Source organism: Pontibacter aquaedesilientis (genome assembly GCF_014773225.1).
GTDB lineage: Bacteria > Bacteroidota > Bacteroidia > Cytophagales > Hymenobacteraceae > Pontibacter > Pontibacter aquaedesilientis.
This window is the reverse complement of sequence record NZ_JACXAJ010000004.1, coordinates 84,733-101,291: the sequence shown is the minus strand read 5'-3', so window position 1 is coordinate 101,291 and position 16,559 is coordinate 84,733. Positions and strand designations below refer to the sequence as shown.

Here is a 16,559-nt window from a genome sequence, read left to right as displayed (position 1 = left end):
GTTCACAAGTAATACTTATATAGTGTCAGCTTTGCTGCCTAATACTAGCTTGGCTTTTTCCTTCGCTATTAGATAAATAAATCCCGTATTTGTGACCAGGTAACGCTTCCACATCCTTTGGGGCTCTTGACCAACACGGTACAGCCATTCAAGACCTGCCTTTTGCATCCAGCGTGGTGCCCGTCTCACAAATCCCGCCACCACATCGAAACTTCCGCCAACTCCCATGATGAAAGGTGTCTGGATCATCGCTTTGTACTGGTCTAAAAAGATCTCTTTTTTGGGGGAACTCATAGCAACGAATAAAATATCGGCCTTGGATTCGGCAATCTGCCTGGCTACAACAGGTTCCTCTTCTTTGGAGAAATAACCATTGCGGTAGCCTCCGATAATTTCGTTGCCGTATGTTTTGCTGTATTGCGCTACCACTTTTCTGACAATCTCTTCCTTCGCGCCCAAGAAAAAAATCTTATAACCGCGCACTGCTGCCAGTTCAACCAGGTTTTGCATCAAATCGATACCTGCTACTCTCTCGGGTAATGGTTGTTTCAACAATCTGGAGGCCCATACCACAGCCTGTCCATCGGCATTGATGATATCGCAGTTTACGATGGAGCTCCTTAACTCCTGGTCGTTTTGGGCATTGACGAGTTTAGCGGCATTGACTACAACATGGTGTAAAGTCTTTCCTTCAGCGATAGCCTTGTCTACTTTGTCGATAGTTTGCTGCATTGTCAATGCATCCACAGGGATATTACAGATCTGTACCCGCTTCATTGTTCTGATCATAAACTAAATAGGTAGACAGGGCATAGAACATCCAGGCCTGTGCCCAACGCATGTAAGGTATTTTTGAAGAAAAGTATTTATTGATCTGATAATAGAAGTATCCTTTATCAGATTGCATATGTTCAATGGTCCAGTTTAAAACCTTGTCCATTAGGGCTTTTTGTTCTGTAAACTTGCCAAGCTTTGCGATGGTTATAACCATCTGTGCCGGCGCATGGACATCGATGGGGTAGATAGAGTTACTGTAATACTTGGGAATTCCTTCTTCTGTAAAAAAGGTATCGATATAGTATTTAAACCCTTTCTCTACCTGCGCTTCAAAGGCAAAATCGCCTGAAAACCGCATGTAGTCACTGATGCATTCGAGGTTGTAACCTGTGTGAAAGTTATCAATCCACTGGTGGAAATGGTAGGTGCCGTAAGCCCATGAACCGTTTTCTTGCTGATAACTGCAGCAAAAAGCAACGGATTGCCGGGCAGCCTTGATAAGCTCTTCTTCTTTGGTAAAGCTATAAACTCGCGCTAACAACCGGCTCCCTAGTAAAGAAGCATTGAAGACCACACTTTTGTCGAGTGGGGAATACGAAAAAGCAAAATTGCCGCTATTATCATGCGTGCGGTTCAGGTCTTTCAGGATAAAATCGCATGCACTTCTGGCATTGTCAAGCAAACGTTCGTCTGAACATATCTCATATGCATCCAACAAAGCACTCCCTATAAAAGTAGTGGCCACTACAGTGGGGGTATGTTTGGGCTGGAAGAATGCCCTGGCCTGCCAGTCGAAGTTATAGCCCCAGCAGGCACCACTCCAGCCTTCACTCTTAAGTTGCAGGAGCTGGTTCGATAAGAATTTAATCTTCTCTAAATACTCCTGCTTCGGTTCAAGCTGGTAAAGACTGCAGTAGCTAGATAAAAACAGCCCTAACGCTTTCGGGTTGTATTCCTTCTTTACACCCAAAAGCGGCCTTAAATTGATAGGAAACCTTTTGAATGCCTGTATCCAGGCAAGACGGGCAAGACGGTTACCCGACAGCAAAGGTATAGCCTGAAAAATTTTACTGTTCAGGCCATCGTATGGATCATATCCTTTAAATTCTTCGGTGTTGCAGTACCTGAAAAGTTTATCAAATGACTCCTGTATGCTCATTAATACTCTAGTGATATTTCCTGAGGGATGCCGGTATATAAGCTGTCGATAATACTAAAAGTCGTTTCTGTTGTTAAACAGATCGATCTGAAGCTAATAGGGGAGTCTTTCCCTTGCTGGATGCTCTCCAAAAAGTTATATACCTCTTCTCTGTGTCCCTTGCCTGAAGACTTTAGCTTTATGGCCTTTCCGTTCTTGTATACAACTCCGTCCTTAAAGTCATTTATCACGCCAACTTTACCTGCAGCAAATAGCTCAATCTGCTCTTTCGGCAAAGCTTTATCGCCATTAGCCAGATAAGTAAGGTTGCCAACCGATCCATCACTGAACTTAACAATGATGGCAATATTGTCCTCGGTTGTAAGCTTCTCGTTGCTGGAAGTGATTGACTCAGCGTATACCTTTACAGGTTCAGCATCAGTGAAGTATTGCATTAAATCGATGAAGTGGCACATCTCTCCAATAATTCTTCCTCCCCCGATTTCGGCTTGCTGTGTCCAGTGCTCCTTAGGTATAAAACCAGCATTTACTCTGATATTGACGACCAGTGGTTCCCCTATATTGGTAAACTCAGCTTTTAATGCTTCGCTTATCTGGGCAAACCTCCTGTTAAAGCCTACCATGAGAGGCCGACCATACTGTGCCTTCGCGTTTACTACCTGCTGCAGTTGTTCTCTGTTGATGGCAAGAGGTTTTTCAACGAACACATTTTTATTACTGGCCAGGGCATTAATCGTCAGGTCTGCATGAGAGGAATGTGGCGTTGCAATAAAGATGGTGTTGATGCTATCATTTAGGAGAACATCATTAGCCTCCGATGAGCAGAAATTGAAATCAAACTTCTCTGCCACGTTTTTAGCCGTGATACCCTTTGAAGTTACCACGCCATCCAAGGATGCGCCCCAGGTTTTCACATTTGGAATCAGATAGCTTTGCGCAAAACTTCCGGCCCCTATAAAACCAATGTTTATGGTTGAAAGCGGGTTGTTTTTAACCGTGATGCGCGTACCCTTCTTCTGGTCATTGGCCGAATACTTCAGCAGAATGCCGATGTGAGGTTCTTTGGTTTTTCCTAGTACAATATCATAGGCTTCCGTTGCATTTTCGATATCGAAGGTATGGGTAATCAGCGGCTTGAGGTCTATTGCCTTGCGGGAAATCAGCTCCAAAAACGCCTGCATATTACGCTGCTCAGTCCATCTCACATAGGCGAAGGGGTAATCGCTCCCATGATCTTCATAATCTACATCATACCTGCCTGGCCCGTAGGAGCAGGACATTTTCAGATCCAGCTCTTTTCTGTAGAAGTGAGGGTCTCTTGGGATATCCATTTTAACGGCTCCTACAATGATAACCTTACCTTTCTTTCTGGCCAGTTCCGCTGAAAGCTCTATAGGATCGTTTGAGGGTGCCGCCGCCGTAATGATAATGGAGTCGAAGCCATGCCCGTCCGTAAAGCTGTCGCAAGACACCATTAAATTGGCGTCTGCTCTGTTCATCGCTTTATCGGCTGATGTCTCGTTGGCCAGCTTCACTAAGCCATCATTTAAATCGATTCCGAAAACAGCACAACCATTGGCTCTGAGTAACTGGCAGGTAATTTGGCCCAGAAGACCCAAACCAATCACGCATACTTTCTCGCCTAGCTTAGGATCTGCCTGCCGAACTCCTTGTAGCGCAATGGCACCCAAGGTTGTGAATGCCGCCTCTTCCGAACTCACATTATCAGGGATCTTAGCGACCAGATTTTGCGGAATAGCCACAAGCTCTGCATGCGAAGCATAATCCTGGCCAGCACAAGCTACTCTGTCGCCTGGTTTAAATAGTCCCTTCTTATCTAATGATGCAACAACCACTCCCGATGTGCTATACCCAAGCGCCTTCAGTGAATCAAGCTTCGTTTTTACTTTGCTAATGGTAGCGGCCAGACCCTCTTTTTTGATGTTCTGCATAACCTGAGCCACCAGATCAGGGCGCTGCTTCGCTTTACCGAGCAAATTAGACTGCGCCACTTTTACAGTACTCCGTTCAGTGCCAGCACTTATCAGCGAGTATTCATTTTCGACCAGAACCATACCTTCAGATAGGGAGGGCATTGGTACGTCATCAATATATAAATCTCCGGTCTTAAAATTCTGTATCAGCTGTTTCACTTCGGGTATGTTCCTTATTGGTTAATAAAAATGAATTATGTTTTTCTATGAAAACATTAAAAGACTCGTTCCCGCCTATTGTAATCCTAACGAAGTTATCGTTAAAATACTTTCTGCGATCCCTTATATAAACATGCGCTGTATCCATATGCTGGATGTACGAATCGATGTTTTCTACTTTGTATGACACAAAATTAGCATCAGATTCATAATACTCTATATTATTTTGTTTACAGTGCTCGTAAAAGATCTCTTTATTGCGGTTTACTTCATCTACATAAGCATCCACCAGATTGAAATTATCCAGCGAGTAAATGCCCGCCTCAACACCCAGCATGGTCACATCCTTTGGGTTATTGATCTTACCCAATTCTTTTATGATGGCCGGTGAACTAAGTACATAACCTAGACGGAGTCCGGCCAGACCGAATGCTTTGGAGAACGTTCTGATGATTATCAAATTGTCAGAAGGGAGTAACTCTGTGGCACTTATCTTCCTGAATTCGAAGTAGGCTTCGTCTACAATCAGAATAGAGTTTAATTGCGTACACAGGTCGAGTACCTGTGCAATCTGGCTGTTCGTGAAACTGTAACCGATTGGGTTGTTCGGGTTGCATAAATATACAAACCTCGGTTCCTGTTCCTTGATTCTGGCCATGAGCTTCTGTAGAGATTCCTCATGGGCATTCCTCAGATCAACCGCCACAATCTCATTACCGAAGCTCTCACACTGAGCGCGGAAATTGTCATAGGTAGGACTGGTGATCACCACCTTGTCCTTGCCCGTACTGAATGTCTGCAGCACCAACCTAATGCCGCTGTCAGAGCCATGGGCAAGCATAATAAAATCAGCTGAAGGTACTTTAGTGTAGTCTACCAGTTTGTTTAATAAGGCGGCATGATTTGTTTCTGGGTACCACTTTACATAATGGTCTGTCGCTAAAAGCTTGCTCAAGTGAGCAGATACGCCGGTGGCAGGTGTTAGGTCTGCCTCGTTCCAATCAAGCTTATAGGCCACCTGGCCTTCCCTGTAATTCCCCCATGCCTTCTGTGTGGACAAGGTATACTCATCAAAATTAGACAGTTTATACGTGCCGGGTTTTTTGATAATCACCAATGTCTTGCCATCTGAATTCGTGTAGAATTCTTCTGTCTCCTTTAAATAAATAGGGATCTCGTTTCCTATTCTCTGTCTGAGCAAATTAAGGATATCTTCCTTTTCAGAGGGCAGCAACGGGGCGTCGGTTCTGACCAGCGCAAGTACCTCAAGTGAGCTAAACTGTACAAGCTGAAAGGCCTTTACCTTCGTGAAATCTCTGAAAAGGGTATAGAAGTTAATGGAAGGCAGTTTTGCACCGTCCTTGCCTACAATGTGCTCGTCCTTTCTGCCAATTACATTTTTGACCATAGGCAGGTTTGTCTGTGAACAGGCGGGCTCATCCTGCGCACTCAACTCCACCAAATCCCCGGTTTCGTATCGGATAAATGGCATCACCTCATTATAGTAAGAGGTCGTCACCAGGCTTTTAATGCCAGCATAGTCTGTATCCTGGTACTCCGGATAGCCATACTCCAGGCAGACATGCATGCCATGGTGGTTGGCACACTCTTTAATGATGATGGCTGGTTCGGTCATGCCATACCAGTTGAAGAGAATTCTGCCAAACTTGCCTTCTATGTTCTCTCTCTCAGATGAAGTAAGGGACTCTGAAGAGGTATAGATACCTTTGAGGTTCGTCAGTTTTGTGACGTCATGATGCGATATAAAGTCTGCCAGGTGATTGATAGAGGAAGGATAACCGCGGATGATATCCGGGTTATAGTCAATAAGTTGCCTCACATACTCGTCAGCATTTTTATTGTCCAGGTCATAAGCTGAATAGTAGACATTATTTTCCAGGGCATTCTTTTTAAAGAAAGGCGCATGCTCGCTTTCGCGCACATAGCTTCTCAGGGAGAAAATCTTAGGCCGTGATTTAGATGTACTCCATGCGGTATGCCTGAATATCATGGCTTTGTCAATCGCCACCATATAAGGGCTTAAAAGCATCTTCATCGGCTCGCCCGTAGACCCGCTTGTACTATACTCGACGGCTACGCCCTTGTATTTGGGATTTACAAAGTGCCTGTAGTCTTTTTTTATAATCTCCTTTTTCAACAGCGGAATTCTTTGCAAATCTTCCAGGCTATTGAAGTCATAATTGGGGTTGAACTGTATCTCAGAGAACAGACTAGCATAATAGGGGACATCCTTTGCACTAAGCAGAGTTTTTTTCAATTCATTGAATTGAAACTCTTTCCAATCTTCAGGGGTAAACTGAGCGGTCTTTTTAAGCAGCGTTTTGGCAAGAAAGTAGCCATAGCCCTTAAATACTAAATTTAACTTACTGCTCTTAGAGATTATCATAAACCTTTTCTAACTTAAATACTAAGTTTCTTTCTTTAAAATTTTTATAAGCAGGGAAAACAGCTTTCCCTAAAGATTTAATAAACCCAGGAGGGTTGAGTATGCTTTTGAATTTATAATAAGTTGGAAAATACCCTGCTGAATTCTTTTTGGGATACCCGTTTATGCAGATTTTTTTGTGCGACTTATACTCTGATAGAAGGTTCTTGGAGCTATAGGGTAACACGCAGGTACATTTTAGCAGATCGCAGTTGTAGTGTGCGTCACTTCCTGCTAAAGGCAAGATATCTGGAAACTGCGCAAAAAAGTCCATTGCCTGGAGGTTGAAATCGTGCGGAGCCTTTCCATTGAATGCTTCGTAGAAGTCACCGAGCGGAAGGCAGGCGTCTTTATACGCTGAAGACAGGATTCCATCGTGGCGGGTTGGATGCGGGAAGTAAACGAAGCCTCCCTGTTTTTTGATCGCTTCCACTACGGTGAGCGGTGTATCGCCCGGAATGTGTTGCACGATGTTTAAGCCTATAATATGAGTACCATCCGAACAGGTTACTTCCTCTCCGATAATTACCTGTAAATCCTCTTTGCCGTTTTTCCTGAGCCAGGTTGAAAAGTCGAGCGCCCCATCAATCGTATCATGATCCGTGATAGCGATTACATCGAGGTTAGCCTTACGGGAAAACTTGTATAATTTTCTAAAGCTGTTGTAGCCGTCAAAGCTGTAATTGGTGTGAACGTGAAAATTACACACAACCCTTTCTTTTTCAGAAATAGTCATCTCAGGAAATTAAATTTAATAGAGGTATTCCAGTAAGATAATCTAAACAGCAGAGATGGTGCAGTTAAACATTAGGGAGGCAAGTCGATTAAGCAAGTTTGGTTTCATAAGTACAGTCAAGAGTCATAGGAAATGCTAATTTCTTCTCCTTTGCTATTACCAGGTTATTCAGAAGAGATTATAATGCAAATATGTGAAAAAATTGTTTAAATGAATAGTGCAGGGGCTATATTTTGAAGCATTAAGTAATCATAAGTGTATAGGGAAATCTGATCAAGAGATATATAGGGTGTCCAATATAAATAGCACTTCATTAGTTATTATTTTCCTAGTCCACAATTGTTCTTGTTGTAATTTCGGTAGTCAGATTTCATTGGACCTGATTTTCCAGTCATGTGGACGAAACATAGGCTGAAGAAGACAAAGAAAACAATCCCCTTGTTTGAAGCTAATGTCGATTCCGTTAAACTAAATGTTAAAAATAATATAAGGAAAGTCAATAATTCAACATTACGACTTATAATGCCTTGTCTAAACATCAAGAGTAAGATGGAAATAAATACGGTTACAGCGAAAATGCCAAGCTCCACTCCATAGTTCAAAAATTGATTATGAGGATCAAATCTGTTTTGGATGCCAATCCAAAATTCTTTTTGTTCATACTTTTCTAGAAGAGCGGACATATCGTCCCCGGTACCTGTGCCAGTCCAAAAGTTTTCCTCAAACACTTCATAGGCACAAATCCATTTAGCAAGTCTTACATTTAGTGTTCCCCAACTTCCACTATGCTGACCATCGCTGAAACTAAAGACACCTACAGTTTCAATATTAATTTTCTCCTGCACCGTTCGGTACCCCATAAAACAGATAAATGGAAATGTAAATACTACAGCAGTAAGCAATAATCTTCTATTTATGATCAGCTGATGGCTTATTAATGAGTAAATGATCAATAATATTAAACAAGCTATCCAAGTAAAAATAATAGTAAGGGAATGAGAGAGGTATAAAATTATCGGAAAGTAAACTAGTAGAAATATAAGGTATATTTTCTCAACTATGCTGCGGGATGAAAAACGGTGCAATACAGTTTGAGTTACTAACAAATGAGAAAAAGCGATGTAAAGGCTATAATAAACTGCATGCAAACCTATATGGCTTGTCAGCTGATGATAGAAGAAATGATATTCATTGACTCCCGTTATTGGATTAAGAGTATATAGTGTTTTAGTTTCGATTGTTTGGAGTAAAGCTCCTAATAAGGCAATTAATGAAGAAATAAAGCACCCAAACAGAAAAATATTGAATATAGTGTTTGATTTTTTTAAATAAAATTTTCTAAGTGGGAACAGTAAAAAGGGGAAGGCAAAAAAAGGTAGCTGCGTTTCAATAGATTTTATACCCTCACCTCTGTGTTCGGAATAAAATAACCCGATCAAATGTAGAAAGAAGATGGAAAGTACTAGTATGTTCGCTGCATTGAAAAAAAATCTTTTCAGCTGAAGTTCTTTTTTTAAAATTCCATATACCCAAACAATGCTTAGTAAACCAATTGCTACATTATTTATTTTATAATGGAACGGAATCGTTAATGCCATCAAAAGGATACACCCGAAGTAAGCCCTATGTAGGGTTAAGGATTTAAAGGTTTGTGCTATAATTTTTAAAGACATTTTAGCTAAACAAAACTGGTAAATAGATTTTATAAAGGTGATTACCAGCGAAATGAATCTTTATGGCTTCTCAACATAAGTTGTTGAACTTCTGATAAAAGTCTTGTTGTTTGCAGTGCATTTATTCTTATTAAATAGATGCCCTTTCAATACACTCTAATATAGATTTTTCAAAATTTTGAAGAGTATACAAGTCTTTGTATTTCTTTTTATTATTAGATTTCATATTGTTGAGCAGTTTCCTATTATTAATAAGCTCTTTAATCTTAATGGAAAGAGCTACTGGATTTTTTTGTTCTACGATAAAACCATTTTCACCCTCTACAACAATCTCTTTTATTGCTCCATTATTTGTAGAAATTATGGCGTTACCCATTTGCATTGCTTCTAATATCGACAACGGGAAACATTCGTTTTCGTAGTAAGTGGGAAAAACGAATATATCGGCATTAAAAAGATACTGATATTTCTCGTAACTGTATTTAGGGCCTACAACTTTCACCTTATCGTTAAGTTTAGATGCCTTTACAAGATTTTTAAGATTATTAATAGTAATGTCTGATGAATTTCCAATAATATTTGCTTCAAAGTTAATGTGCTCACTGTTTAGGATTTTTAATGCTTCAAAAAGCACTAGCACTCCTTTCGTTGTATCCAGATTGGATAAGTAAATGATTTGGACCTTATCTTGGTGTTTTACTTTGGTACATGCTTCCCAATCGTTTATCTCTGGTATTCCATTCGGTACAACAAAAATATTGCTGAGGGTAGAGATAAAAGGGTCTAGATCATATAGAAGGCTTTGTGACAGATGTATAACTGATGTTTTTTGGAAAGTTTGTCTGTACAAAGTCTTCATCCAAGGCTTTTTTTGAATGCTGTTTTTTATACCTTTCCCATGTAGGTGAAATAAAATCTTGCTGCGAAACAATTTAATAATAAATACAAAAAAAGCATCACGGAGAAAGGCATTACCAAATGGAGCAATAGTGTAATAAACCAAATTAGGTTTAAACTTTGTAAGCGTCAATACTAAGTTATACACGAACATTATAGATAGCCAGGCCTTTTTCCAAGAGAAGGAACCAATTTGGTCTATTCTATCAACAAACTTCAGTGGAAGGACCTTCAAATCATACTCATTATTGATTAGACTGCTCTCAACGACAAATTTATTCATCATTGAAGCACCATGTACCGGCGGCGGAAGCTGTACGATGAATAACAGCTTATTATGTGGTTTCGATAGATTCTTTTTCTTCATTTGATTTTAAGTTCAGTAGCATAAACATTTCGAAAATGGCAAGAACAGAAAAGTACTCAAACCAGTAATCAAGGATAAAATAGCCCAGCGTAGTAATCAGAAGCAGTTTGCCATAGGTTAAGTATTTATACCTCTTAATAAAATAGCCAAGGTATAAGAACAAGAGCAAAAGCAGGCCTACAAATCCATATTCACCTAAGAATTGGTTATATATGGAAAATGGCTGATTAGCCGTACCATCGTTGTAGGGTATAGAGAGAACTTCGTTGTTCCAAAGGCTGAAATGGTTTTTAGTGAATGCCGCACTTTTATATACCAGACTCTCTGGATACCAAGAGACGTATTCGCCACCTGCTATAAAGGCAGCTCTAGATGAAAACCTACCAGGCCCTTCTCCAAAGATAAATTCGGTAAATCCAGAGATTTGATTTTGAAAAGTTTGGGTGATTGATATGATCTTTCTTGGTGGACTTTGGGTGAAAATATTTGATAGGTTTTCCAAAGCATAGTTAATATTTTCTGGAGAAATAAAATACAGGATAAATAACAGTGCAATACCGCCGAATACTGCGATTATTTTTCTTGAAAAAGATATCTTCAATCCAATTACTAGTAATATGCCGATGCCACCAAAAAATAATACGATACCACTCATATAAGTGGTCATTAACATGATGAATGCTGCTAAAATAACTTTTTTCCAATGTTTTAAGCTAATATAATAGGCAATAAAGTATGAATTTATGATCATATTGATCGAGGAATTGGCATAGATTCCTTTTATATAATCTCCAGTGCTCATTCCAAACGATCCATATATATAAGGGTTCCATGTTTTCTCCTGGTATGAAATAAATATAAATTGGGAGACAACAAAAATTGAATTGACTATAAAGAAGTTATCAATAGTATTTTTAATAACTGGAGTGGGTGTTTCTTTAATGAATGTAATTGTCTGTCTTAATGCGAGATAGTTTATAACCCAAAAGGTGAGATTCAGAAACAAAACGAATATGTAGTTTATCGGCTCGAAGGGAGCTATAAAGATGAAGGCTGCAAAAGAGTATAGCGTAACAAAGATGAAAAAGAATTCAAGGCCAGAAACTTTTCTGGGAAGTAGGGGAATTTGATTTACAACATAAATGAAGCATATACCAATAAATTTTAAAGCAATATTCCCCTGCGTGAAAAGGAGTAGAAATATTAAAAAACTTAATGATGATCTGATTTTAAGCGACATTATTTGTTCTAAATATCTTAATTAAGATAAAGCATGCCAATTTTATTTATGGCCTTAAATTTTGATTAATATTCTGAACTACTTTTATGAAAGTAATTTAAATTTTGGAAAGAGCTTGGAATACAATGCTAGTGAGAATAAGGTAAAAAGAATAATATTTAAAAATGCAATGTAAAGTTGAGGAACGTTAATCCAATTAGTTGAGTAGATCAGTACCAATAGGAAAAGCCCAAGCATAAATGCACCTGCTAATCGTGGCTTCAGATATTTAAAACCTCCTAAATGTTTTGTAAATAAGATTAACAGACATGTCTCACCTATCAGTATTCCTGTCGCTATACCATAGCTAGCATAACTAGTATAAGAAAGCCCAATAGTAACGATCAAGCTAAGAGATGAACTTATGATATAGGAGCTAAAGTACGCATGATCTTTCTTTAATAGTAAAATTTTAGGACTACCAGTTGTGAGTATTGATGATAATAGAGCTGTAATACCTAAAATAATAAAGTTAAGATACGAGCCAACATACTCTTGTCCATATAAATAATAAATAGTAGTCTTTGAATAAATAGATGATATAATTAGAAATAGGAAGCCAATAATTATCCCAAAATTATCTAATGATATACTTTTAGTATTATCATTTATATCGCGGTAAAACGATTGTATAACTAGTCTTTGAGCTCCACGATAGAGAATGTACAGTTTGAGGGCCATATAGACATTGGTTATAGCTAAGTCATCATAAAAAAATCTAGCAATAGAAATCTGCCCTAACTCCAGTAAGGTTATAGATAATGATGCTAAACCAATTTTGTAGTTAAGAAGATATTTTTTGACAAAATCTCTGTTTATTTTTTGTAAGTAATTTGTATCAAGTGATTTAGAAACTAATCTTCCAGAGATAAGTAGACCCGCGGTAGCACCAATTAAATAGCCTATTTCTATGTATTGTGCGAAAAATACAGAAATTATTATCAAAAATAATCCAGGAATCAAAACTCTTACAAACGATAGTAATGAGGCTATGATAGGTTTACCAGTTCCATATAATGCATAATCAGCATTTAAAGCGATAAAGGGAGCAGTAAGAAATACTAATGAGCTTGTGGATCTCGTGATAAAAATCTCTATGAAACCATAAGCAACTAGCAGTAGTGATAAAGTAAAACGTGCTGATTGGGTTGATCTTAGTTTATCCTGCCAGTTATCAGATAAAGCAATGTCTCTAGTTGTTGCTATTTGTAAGCCAAAAGAAACTATGGCAGTAATAAGCAGTAAGTTGGCATCAATTTGAGCTAGATTTCCAATTTGATCATTATCCAAAAATCTAACGGCAACTCCCAAAGAAAATAGTGAGAGAAAATGAGCTAACCCTGTTAAAGAGCCAGTAATCGCTATTCTTCTAAACATACTCCTTGAATTCTCTGTAATAGAGAAATTTGTAAAAATTAATTCAACCTCTCAGAAATTATTAGATGGACCTAATGCCAACTATGAACACTCTATTATAGAGTAAATCTATTTCAAATGAGGACAGCCATTTTGTTTTCATTCTAATTTATAAGGCTAAGATTTATGCTTAGAGCGCTTCTTTCAAATTTAGAAGCCGCGCAAATCTACTGATTTTTAATAAAGCTTAATGTTCTAATTTAGACATATAGGGCTTTACATGTATATTTGCTTTTCATTTAGAATAAGAACAATGTACAAGCGAGAACAAGAAAATAACTTAAAGGATCGCAATAGCTACGATGAAATTGATTTGTCTGTAATCCTCCATTATATCGGAAGATTATTACGAAAAATTGTTAGTTTAATACTGTATATGTTCAGAGCATTGGCTAATAATATAGCTACTGTTATCATTACTTTTATAGTGGTTGTGGGTTTAGCCTTAGGGGTTTATACCTTATTGAAACCTTACTATACCTCTTCCATGACCTTGGTGCTGGCCAATATCCGAAACGAATTCATTGAGGATCAGCTAAACAAACTTTCCGAAATGATTGAGGAGGACAACTTTGAGGCCGTAGCGGAAAGGTTGGACATTACCCCGGCATCCGCCAAGGAGATCAAGGAGATGAAGTTCATTAACCTGGACCAGGATAGGGTGGAGGAAGACAGTGTGTTAACCGGTTCGCCTTTCAGAATTGAGCTCTCGATTTATAACCCTGAACTCTTCGATAGCCTGGAACCTGCCATTACCACCTATCTGGAAAACAACAGGTACTTTGCCCGTCAGAAAAGGATTAAGCAAAAGCAGGTTGAGAATATGATATCTAAGCTGAAAGGCGAGATTTCCTCTATTGATAGCATGAAAACGAGTGTAAGTGAGCCCCGTGGCCCTGTAAATGGTTTTGTTTACGGTCAGCCCATCGACCCAACTAACCTGTATAAGCAGAGTATTACCATGTATAAAGAGCAGGTCGATCTGGAGGCTGATCTGGAGAAGCTGGCGAACGTTGAAATTGTAACCGGTTTTATACCAAGGTTAAAGCCTACAGGTCCGAGCTTGAGTAGATTTCTAGGTATAGGCGGCCTGATCGGTTTATTGATCGGAACTGGCGTGGCTATAAATCTTGAATCAAAAAAACGCAGGAGAGCAGGTCTGGCTTAAAATTCTTTTGTCTTATAAAGCAAAGCCCCGTTAACCATCTGGATAACGGGGCTTCGTTTTTTACTAAAGGTATAATTACTCCTCCTGTCGCATCACCCAACTCAGATTATACAAATCACGGCGGCGATCTTTGAGGTTACGCACACTGCCGGCTGTATTCAGGTCTTTGAGCAGGTCCAGATCCAGGTCCGCGATCAAAGTCATCTCTGTGTTCGGGGTGGCTTCGGCTACCACGGCATCGTGCGGGAAGGCAAAGTCGGAAGGGGAGAAGACAGCAGACTGCGAATACTGAATGTCCATGTTCTCCACCTTCGGGAGGTTGCCCACGCTGCCGGTAATGGCCACATAGCACTCATTTTCTATGGCTCGGGCCTGGGCGCAGCGTCGTACGCGTAGGTAGGCGTTCTTGGTATCCGTCCAGTAGGGCACGAACAGGATCTTCATATCCATGTCAGACAGCATACGGGCCAGTTCCGGGAACTCCACATCGTAGCAAATCAGAATGCCGATTTTGCCGATGTCGGTGTCGAATATCTTGAGCTTATGGCCGCCGCGCATACCCCAGTAATGAGACTCGTCCGGCGTTACATGCAGCTTGTATTGCTTGTCGTATGTACCATCGCGGCGGCAGAGGTAGCTCACGTTATAGAGCTTGTTGTCGTAATACTCCGGCATACTGCCCGCAATGATGTTGATGTTGTAGGAGAGGGCCATATGGATCATGCGCTCCCGTATTTCATCGGTGTACTCGGCCATGCTTCGGATCGCCTCAGACGGTGATTCTTCGTTTGTAAGCGCCATTAGGGGGGCATTGAAGAATTCCGGGAACACCACCATGTCAGATTTGTAAGAGCTGACCGTATCCACGAAAAACTCGATTTGCTGCATCATATCATCCAGGGAGGTAACCGCCCGCATCTGCCACTGCACAATGCCGATGCGCACCACGGTCTTCTTGCCGCCCAGCAGCTTCTCCTTCTCTTCGTAATACACGTTGATCCACTCCAGCAACGTGGCGTAGGCGCGTGAATCGGTATCATCAGGCAGGTAGCCTTTCAATATTTTACGCACATGGAAGCCGTTGCTCAACTGGAAAGACAGCACTGGGTCCGACAGCTCCTTGTTGCGCACCATCTCGATGTACTTGGCCGGAGTCAGTTTTTCGGCGTAGTCCTTATAACCAGGTATACGCCCACCGGCTATGATGCCGCGCAGGTTAAGGTTTTCGCAAATTTCCTTACGGGCGTCATACAGACGACGACCAAGGCGCAGGTTGCGGTATTCGGGGTGCACAAACACGTCGATTCCGTAAAGCGTGTCACCGTCCGGGTCGTGCGATTTAAAGGTGCCTTTGTCTACGATCTGCTCATACGTGTGCTTGTCACCATATTCACCATAGTCCACGATGAGGCTGAGCGCAACGGCTATCACCTGGCCTTTGTCTTCGATGCAAATCTGTCCTTCCGGGAATTTTTTGAGGAGATTAGAGAGTTCTTTACGAGTCCAGGCGCCATCTATGTTAGAGTACACCAGGTCCATGATCTCCTTTACTTCTTTGTAGTCTTTCAGCTCCAACTGACGCAGTAATAACCTATGTTCAGAGTTCGCTTCTATTTTTTCACTCATATGTAATTGGGTTGCTTGCTACAAGTATACGTGATGCAAGTATAGTTTTGATATGATATTTTGGGGTTGCCTTAAAAAAGGCGCTAACATGCAAATTTTAAAAGAAAAAGCGCAGTATAGTGCCTGCGCTTTCGTGTTTTGTCGGTTGATCTATAGTTGCACTTCCGGTATTTCACCTTCCACAATCAACCTGCCCTCGGTCGCTTTCTGAATCTCCTCTACAGTCACGCCAGGGGCACGCTCAAGCAACCTAAAGCCATCGCCTGTTACCTCCAATACCGCCAGGTCGGTCACAATTTTTTTGATGCAGCGCAAACCAGTTATAGGCAGGGTGCACTCTTTTAGCAGTTTGGAGGAGCCGTCGCGGGCCGTGTGTTGCATGGCCACGATGATGTTCTTGGCCGAGGCCACCAGGTCCATGGCGCCACCCATGCCCTTCACCATCTTGCCTGGAATTTTCCAGTTGGCAATGTCGCCTTTCTCGGATACCTCCATGGCACCCAGGATGGTCAGGTCCACGTGCTCTCCCCGGATCATGCCAAAGCTCTCGGCAGAGCTGAAAATGGAGGAGCCTGGCAAAGTCGTGATGGTTTGCTTGCCCGCATTGATCAGGTCTGCGTCCACCTGCTCTTCGGTAGGGAAGGGGCCCATGCCGAGCAGCCCGTTTTCTGACTGCAGCACTACCTCCACACCCTCCGGAATGTAGTTGGCCACAAGCGTAGGTATGCCGATGCCCAGGTTAACGTACATGCCATTCTTAACTTCTTTTGCGATACGTTTCGCTATCTGATTTTTATCGAGTCCCATTTCATTTATGATTGGAAGATTTGAAAATTTGGAGATTTGAAAATGTCTCAAACTC

The 16,559-nt window shown here is 40.8% G+C and carries 12 protein-coding genes; 1 reads left to right on the top strand and 11 read right to left on the bottom strand.

What is annotated here, in order from left to right:
- Positions 1 to 15 precede the first annotated feature (15 nt).
- The 9 genes from H9Q13_RS10560 to H9Q13_RS10520 form a co-directional block, all read right to left on the bottom strand.
- Positions 16 to 789, bottom strand: coding sequence for a WecB/TagA/CpsF family glycosyltransferase (locus H9Q13_RS10560; protein ID WP_224744222.1), 774 nt, complete (start codon positions 787 to 789; stop codon positions 16 to 18).
- On the bottom strand, positions 755 to 1,936 hold the full coding sequence (locus H9Q13_RS10555; protein ID WP_191183770.1) for a glycoside hydrolase family protein: 1,182 nt from the start codon (positions 1,934 to 1,936) through the stop codon (positions 755 to 757). Before H9Q13_RS10555 ends, H9Q13_RS10560 begins: the two co-directional genes overlap by 35 nt.
- Complete coding sequence (locus tag H9Q13_RS10550) at positions 1,936 to 4,089, bottom strand: bi-domain-containing oxidoreductase (protein ID WP_191183769.1); 2,154 nt, start codon at positions 4,087 to 4,089, stop codon at positions 1,936 to 1,938. Before H9Q13_RS10550 ends, H9Q13_RS10555 begins: the two co-directional genes overlap by 1 nt.
- Complete coding sequence (locus tag H9Q13_RS10545; protein ID WP_191183768.1) at positions 4,064 to 6,367, bottom strand: aminotransferase class I/II-fold pyridoxal phosphate-dependent enzyme; 2,304 nt, start codon at positions 6,365 to 6,367, stop codon at positions 4,064 to 4,066. Before H9Q13_RS10545 ends, H9Q13_RS10550 begins: the two co-directional genes overlap by 26 nt.
- A gap of 115 nt (positions 6,368 to 6,482) precedes the next feature.
- Positions 6,483 to 7,271 carry a PHP domain-containing protein gene (locus H9Q13_RS10540; protein WP_191183767.1) on the bottom strand — a complete coding sequence of 263 codons (789 nt, stop codon included), beginning with the start codon at positions 7,269 to 7,271 and terminating at the stop codon, positions 6,483 to 6,485.
- Positions 7,272 to 7,591: 320 nt separating this feature from the next.
- Positions 7,592 to 8,944, bottom strand: a complete 1,353-nt coding sequence (locus H9Q13_RS10535; protein ID WP_191183766.1) for an O-antigen ligase family protein — start codon at positions 8,942 to 8,944, stop codon at positions 7,592 to 7,594.
- Positions 8,945 to 9,074: 130 nt separating this feature from the next.
- Entirely contained in the window at positions 9,075 to 10,208 is a 1,134-nt protein-coding gene (locus H9Q13_RS10530) for a glycosyltransferase family 4 protein (RefSeq protein ID WP_191183765.1), read from the bottom strand.
- On the bottom strand, positions 10,177 to 11,010 hold the full coding sequence (locus tag H9Q13_RS10525; protein ID WP_191183764.1) for a hypothetical protein: 834 nt from the start codon (positions 11,008 to 11,010) through the stop codon (positions 10,177 to 10,179). The genes H9Q13_RS10530 and H9Q13_RS10525 overlap by 32 nt, the downstream gene beginning before the upstream one ends.
- A 522-nt stretch (positions 11,011 to 11,532) precedes the next feature.
- The gene (locus tag H9Q13_RS10520; protein ID WP_191183763.1) at positions 11,533 to 12,864 is read right to left on the bottom strand and encodes a hypothetical protein; all 1,332 of its coding nucleotides are present in this window, start codon (positions 12,862 to 12,864) and stop codon (positions 11,533 to 11,535) included.
- A gap of 502 nt (positions 12,865 to 13,366) precedes the next feature.
- Here H9Q13_RS10520 and H9Q13_RS10515 point away from each other — a divergent pair.
- Complete coding sequence (locus H9Q13_RS10515) at positions 13,367 to 14,071, top strand: chain length determinant protein (RefSeq protein ID WP_224744221.1); 705 nt, start codon at positions 13,367 to 13,369, stop codon at positions 14,069 to 14,071.
- 75 nt (positions 14,072 to 14,146) lie between these two features.
- Here the strand turns inward: H9Q13_RS10515 and H9Q13_RS10510 are convergent, their stop codons facing one another.
- Positions 14,147 to 15,697, bottom strand: a complete 1,551-nt coding sequence (locus H9Q13_RS10510) for a bifunctional GNAT family N-acetyltransferase/carbon-nitrogen hydrolase family protein (RefSeq protein ID WP_191183761.1) — start codon at positions 15,695 to 15,697, stop codon at positions 14,147 to 14,149.
- A 150-nt stretch (positions 15,698 to 15,847) separates the two neighbouring features.
- Positions 15,848 to 16,504: a CoA transferase subunit B gene (locus tag H9Q13_RS10505; protein WP_224744220.1), complete on the bottom strand. Its 657-nt coding sequence runs from the start codon at positions 16,502 to 16,504 to the stop codon at positions 15,848 to 15,850.
- Positions 16,505 to 16,559: the final 55 nt, after the last annotated feature.

Coding starts and splice junctions, on each gene's coding strand:
- H9Q13_RS10560 (WP_224744222.1), bottom strand. CDS start 789: ATGATCAGAACAATGAAGCGGGTACAGATCTGTAATATCCCTGTGGAT.
- H9Q13_RS10555 (WP_191183770.1), bottom strand. CDS start 1,936: ATGAGCATACAGGAGTCATTTGATAAACTTTTCAGGTACTGCAACACC.
- H9Q13_RS10540 (WP_191183767.1), bottom strand. CDS start 7,271: ATGACTATTTCTGAAAAAGAAAGGGTTGTGTGTAATTTTCACGTTCAC.
- H9Q13_RS10535 (WP_191183766.1), bottom strand. CDS start 8,944: ATGTCTTTAAAAATTATAGCACAAACCTTTAAATCCTTAACCCTACAT.
- H9Q13_RS10530 (WP_191183765.1), bottom strand. CDS start 10,208: ATGAAGAAAAAGAATCTATCGAAACCACATAATAAGCTGTTATTCATC.
- H9Q13_RS10525 (WP_191183764.1), bottom strand. CDS start 11,010: ATGAGCACTGGAGATTATATAAAAGGAATCTATGCCAATTCCTCGATC.
- H9Q13_RS10520 (WP_191183763.1), bottom strand. CDS start 12,864: ATGTTTAGAAGAATAGCGATTACTGGCTCTTTAACAGGGTTAGCTCAT.
- H9Q13_RS10510 (WP_191183761.1), bottom strand. CDS start 15,697: ATGAGTGAAAAAATAGAAGCGAACTCTGAACATAGGTTATTACTGCGT.
- H9Q13_RS10505 (WP_224744220.1), bottom strand. CDS start 16,504: ATGGGACTCGATAAAAATCAGATAGCGAAACGTATCGCAAAAGAAGTT.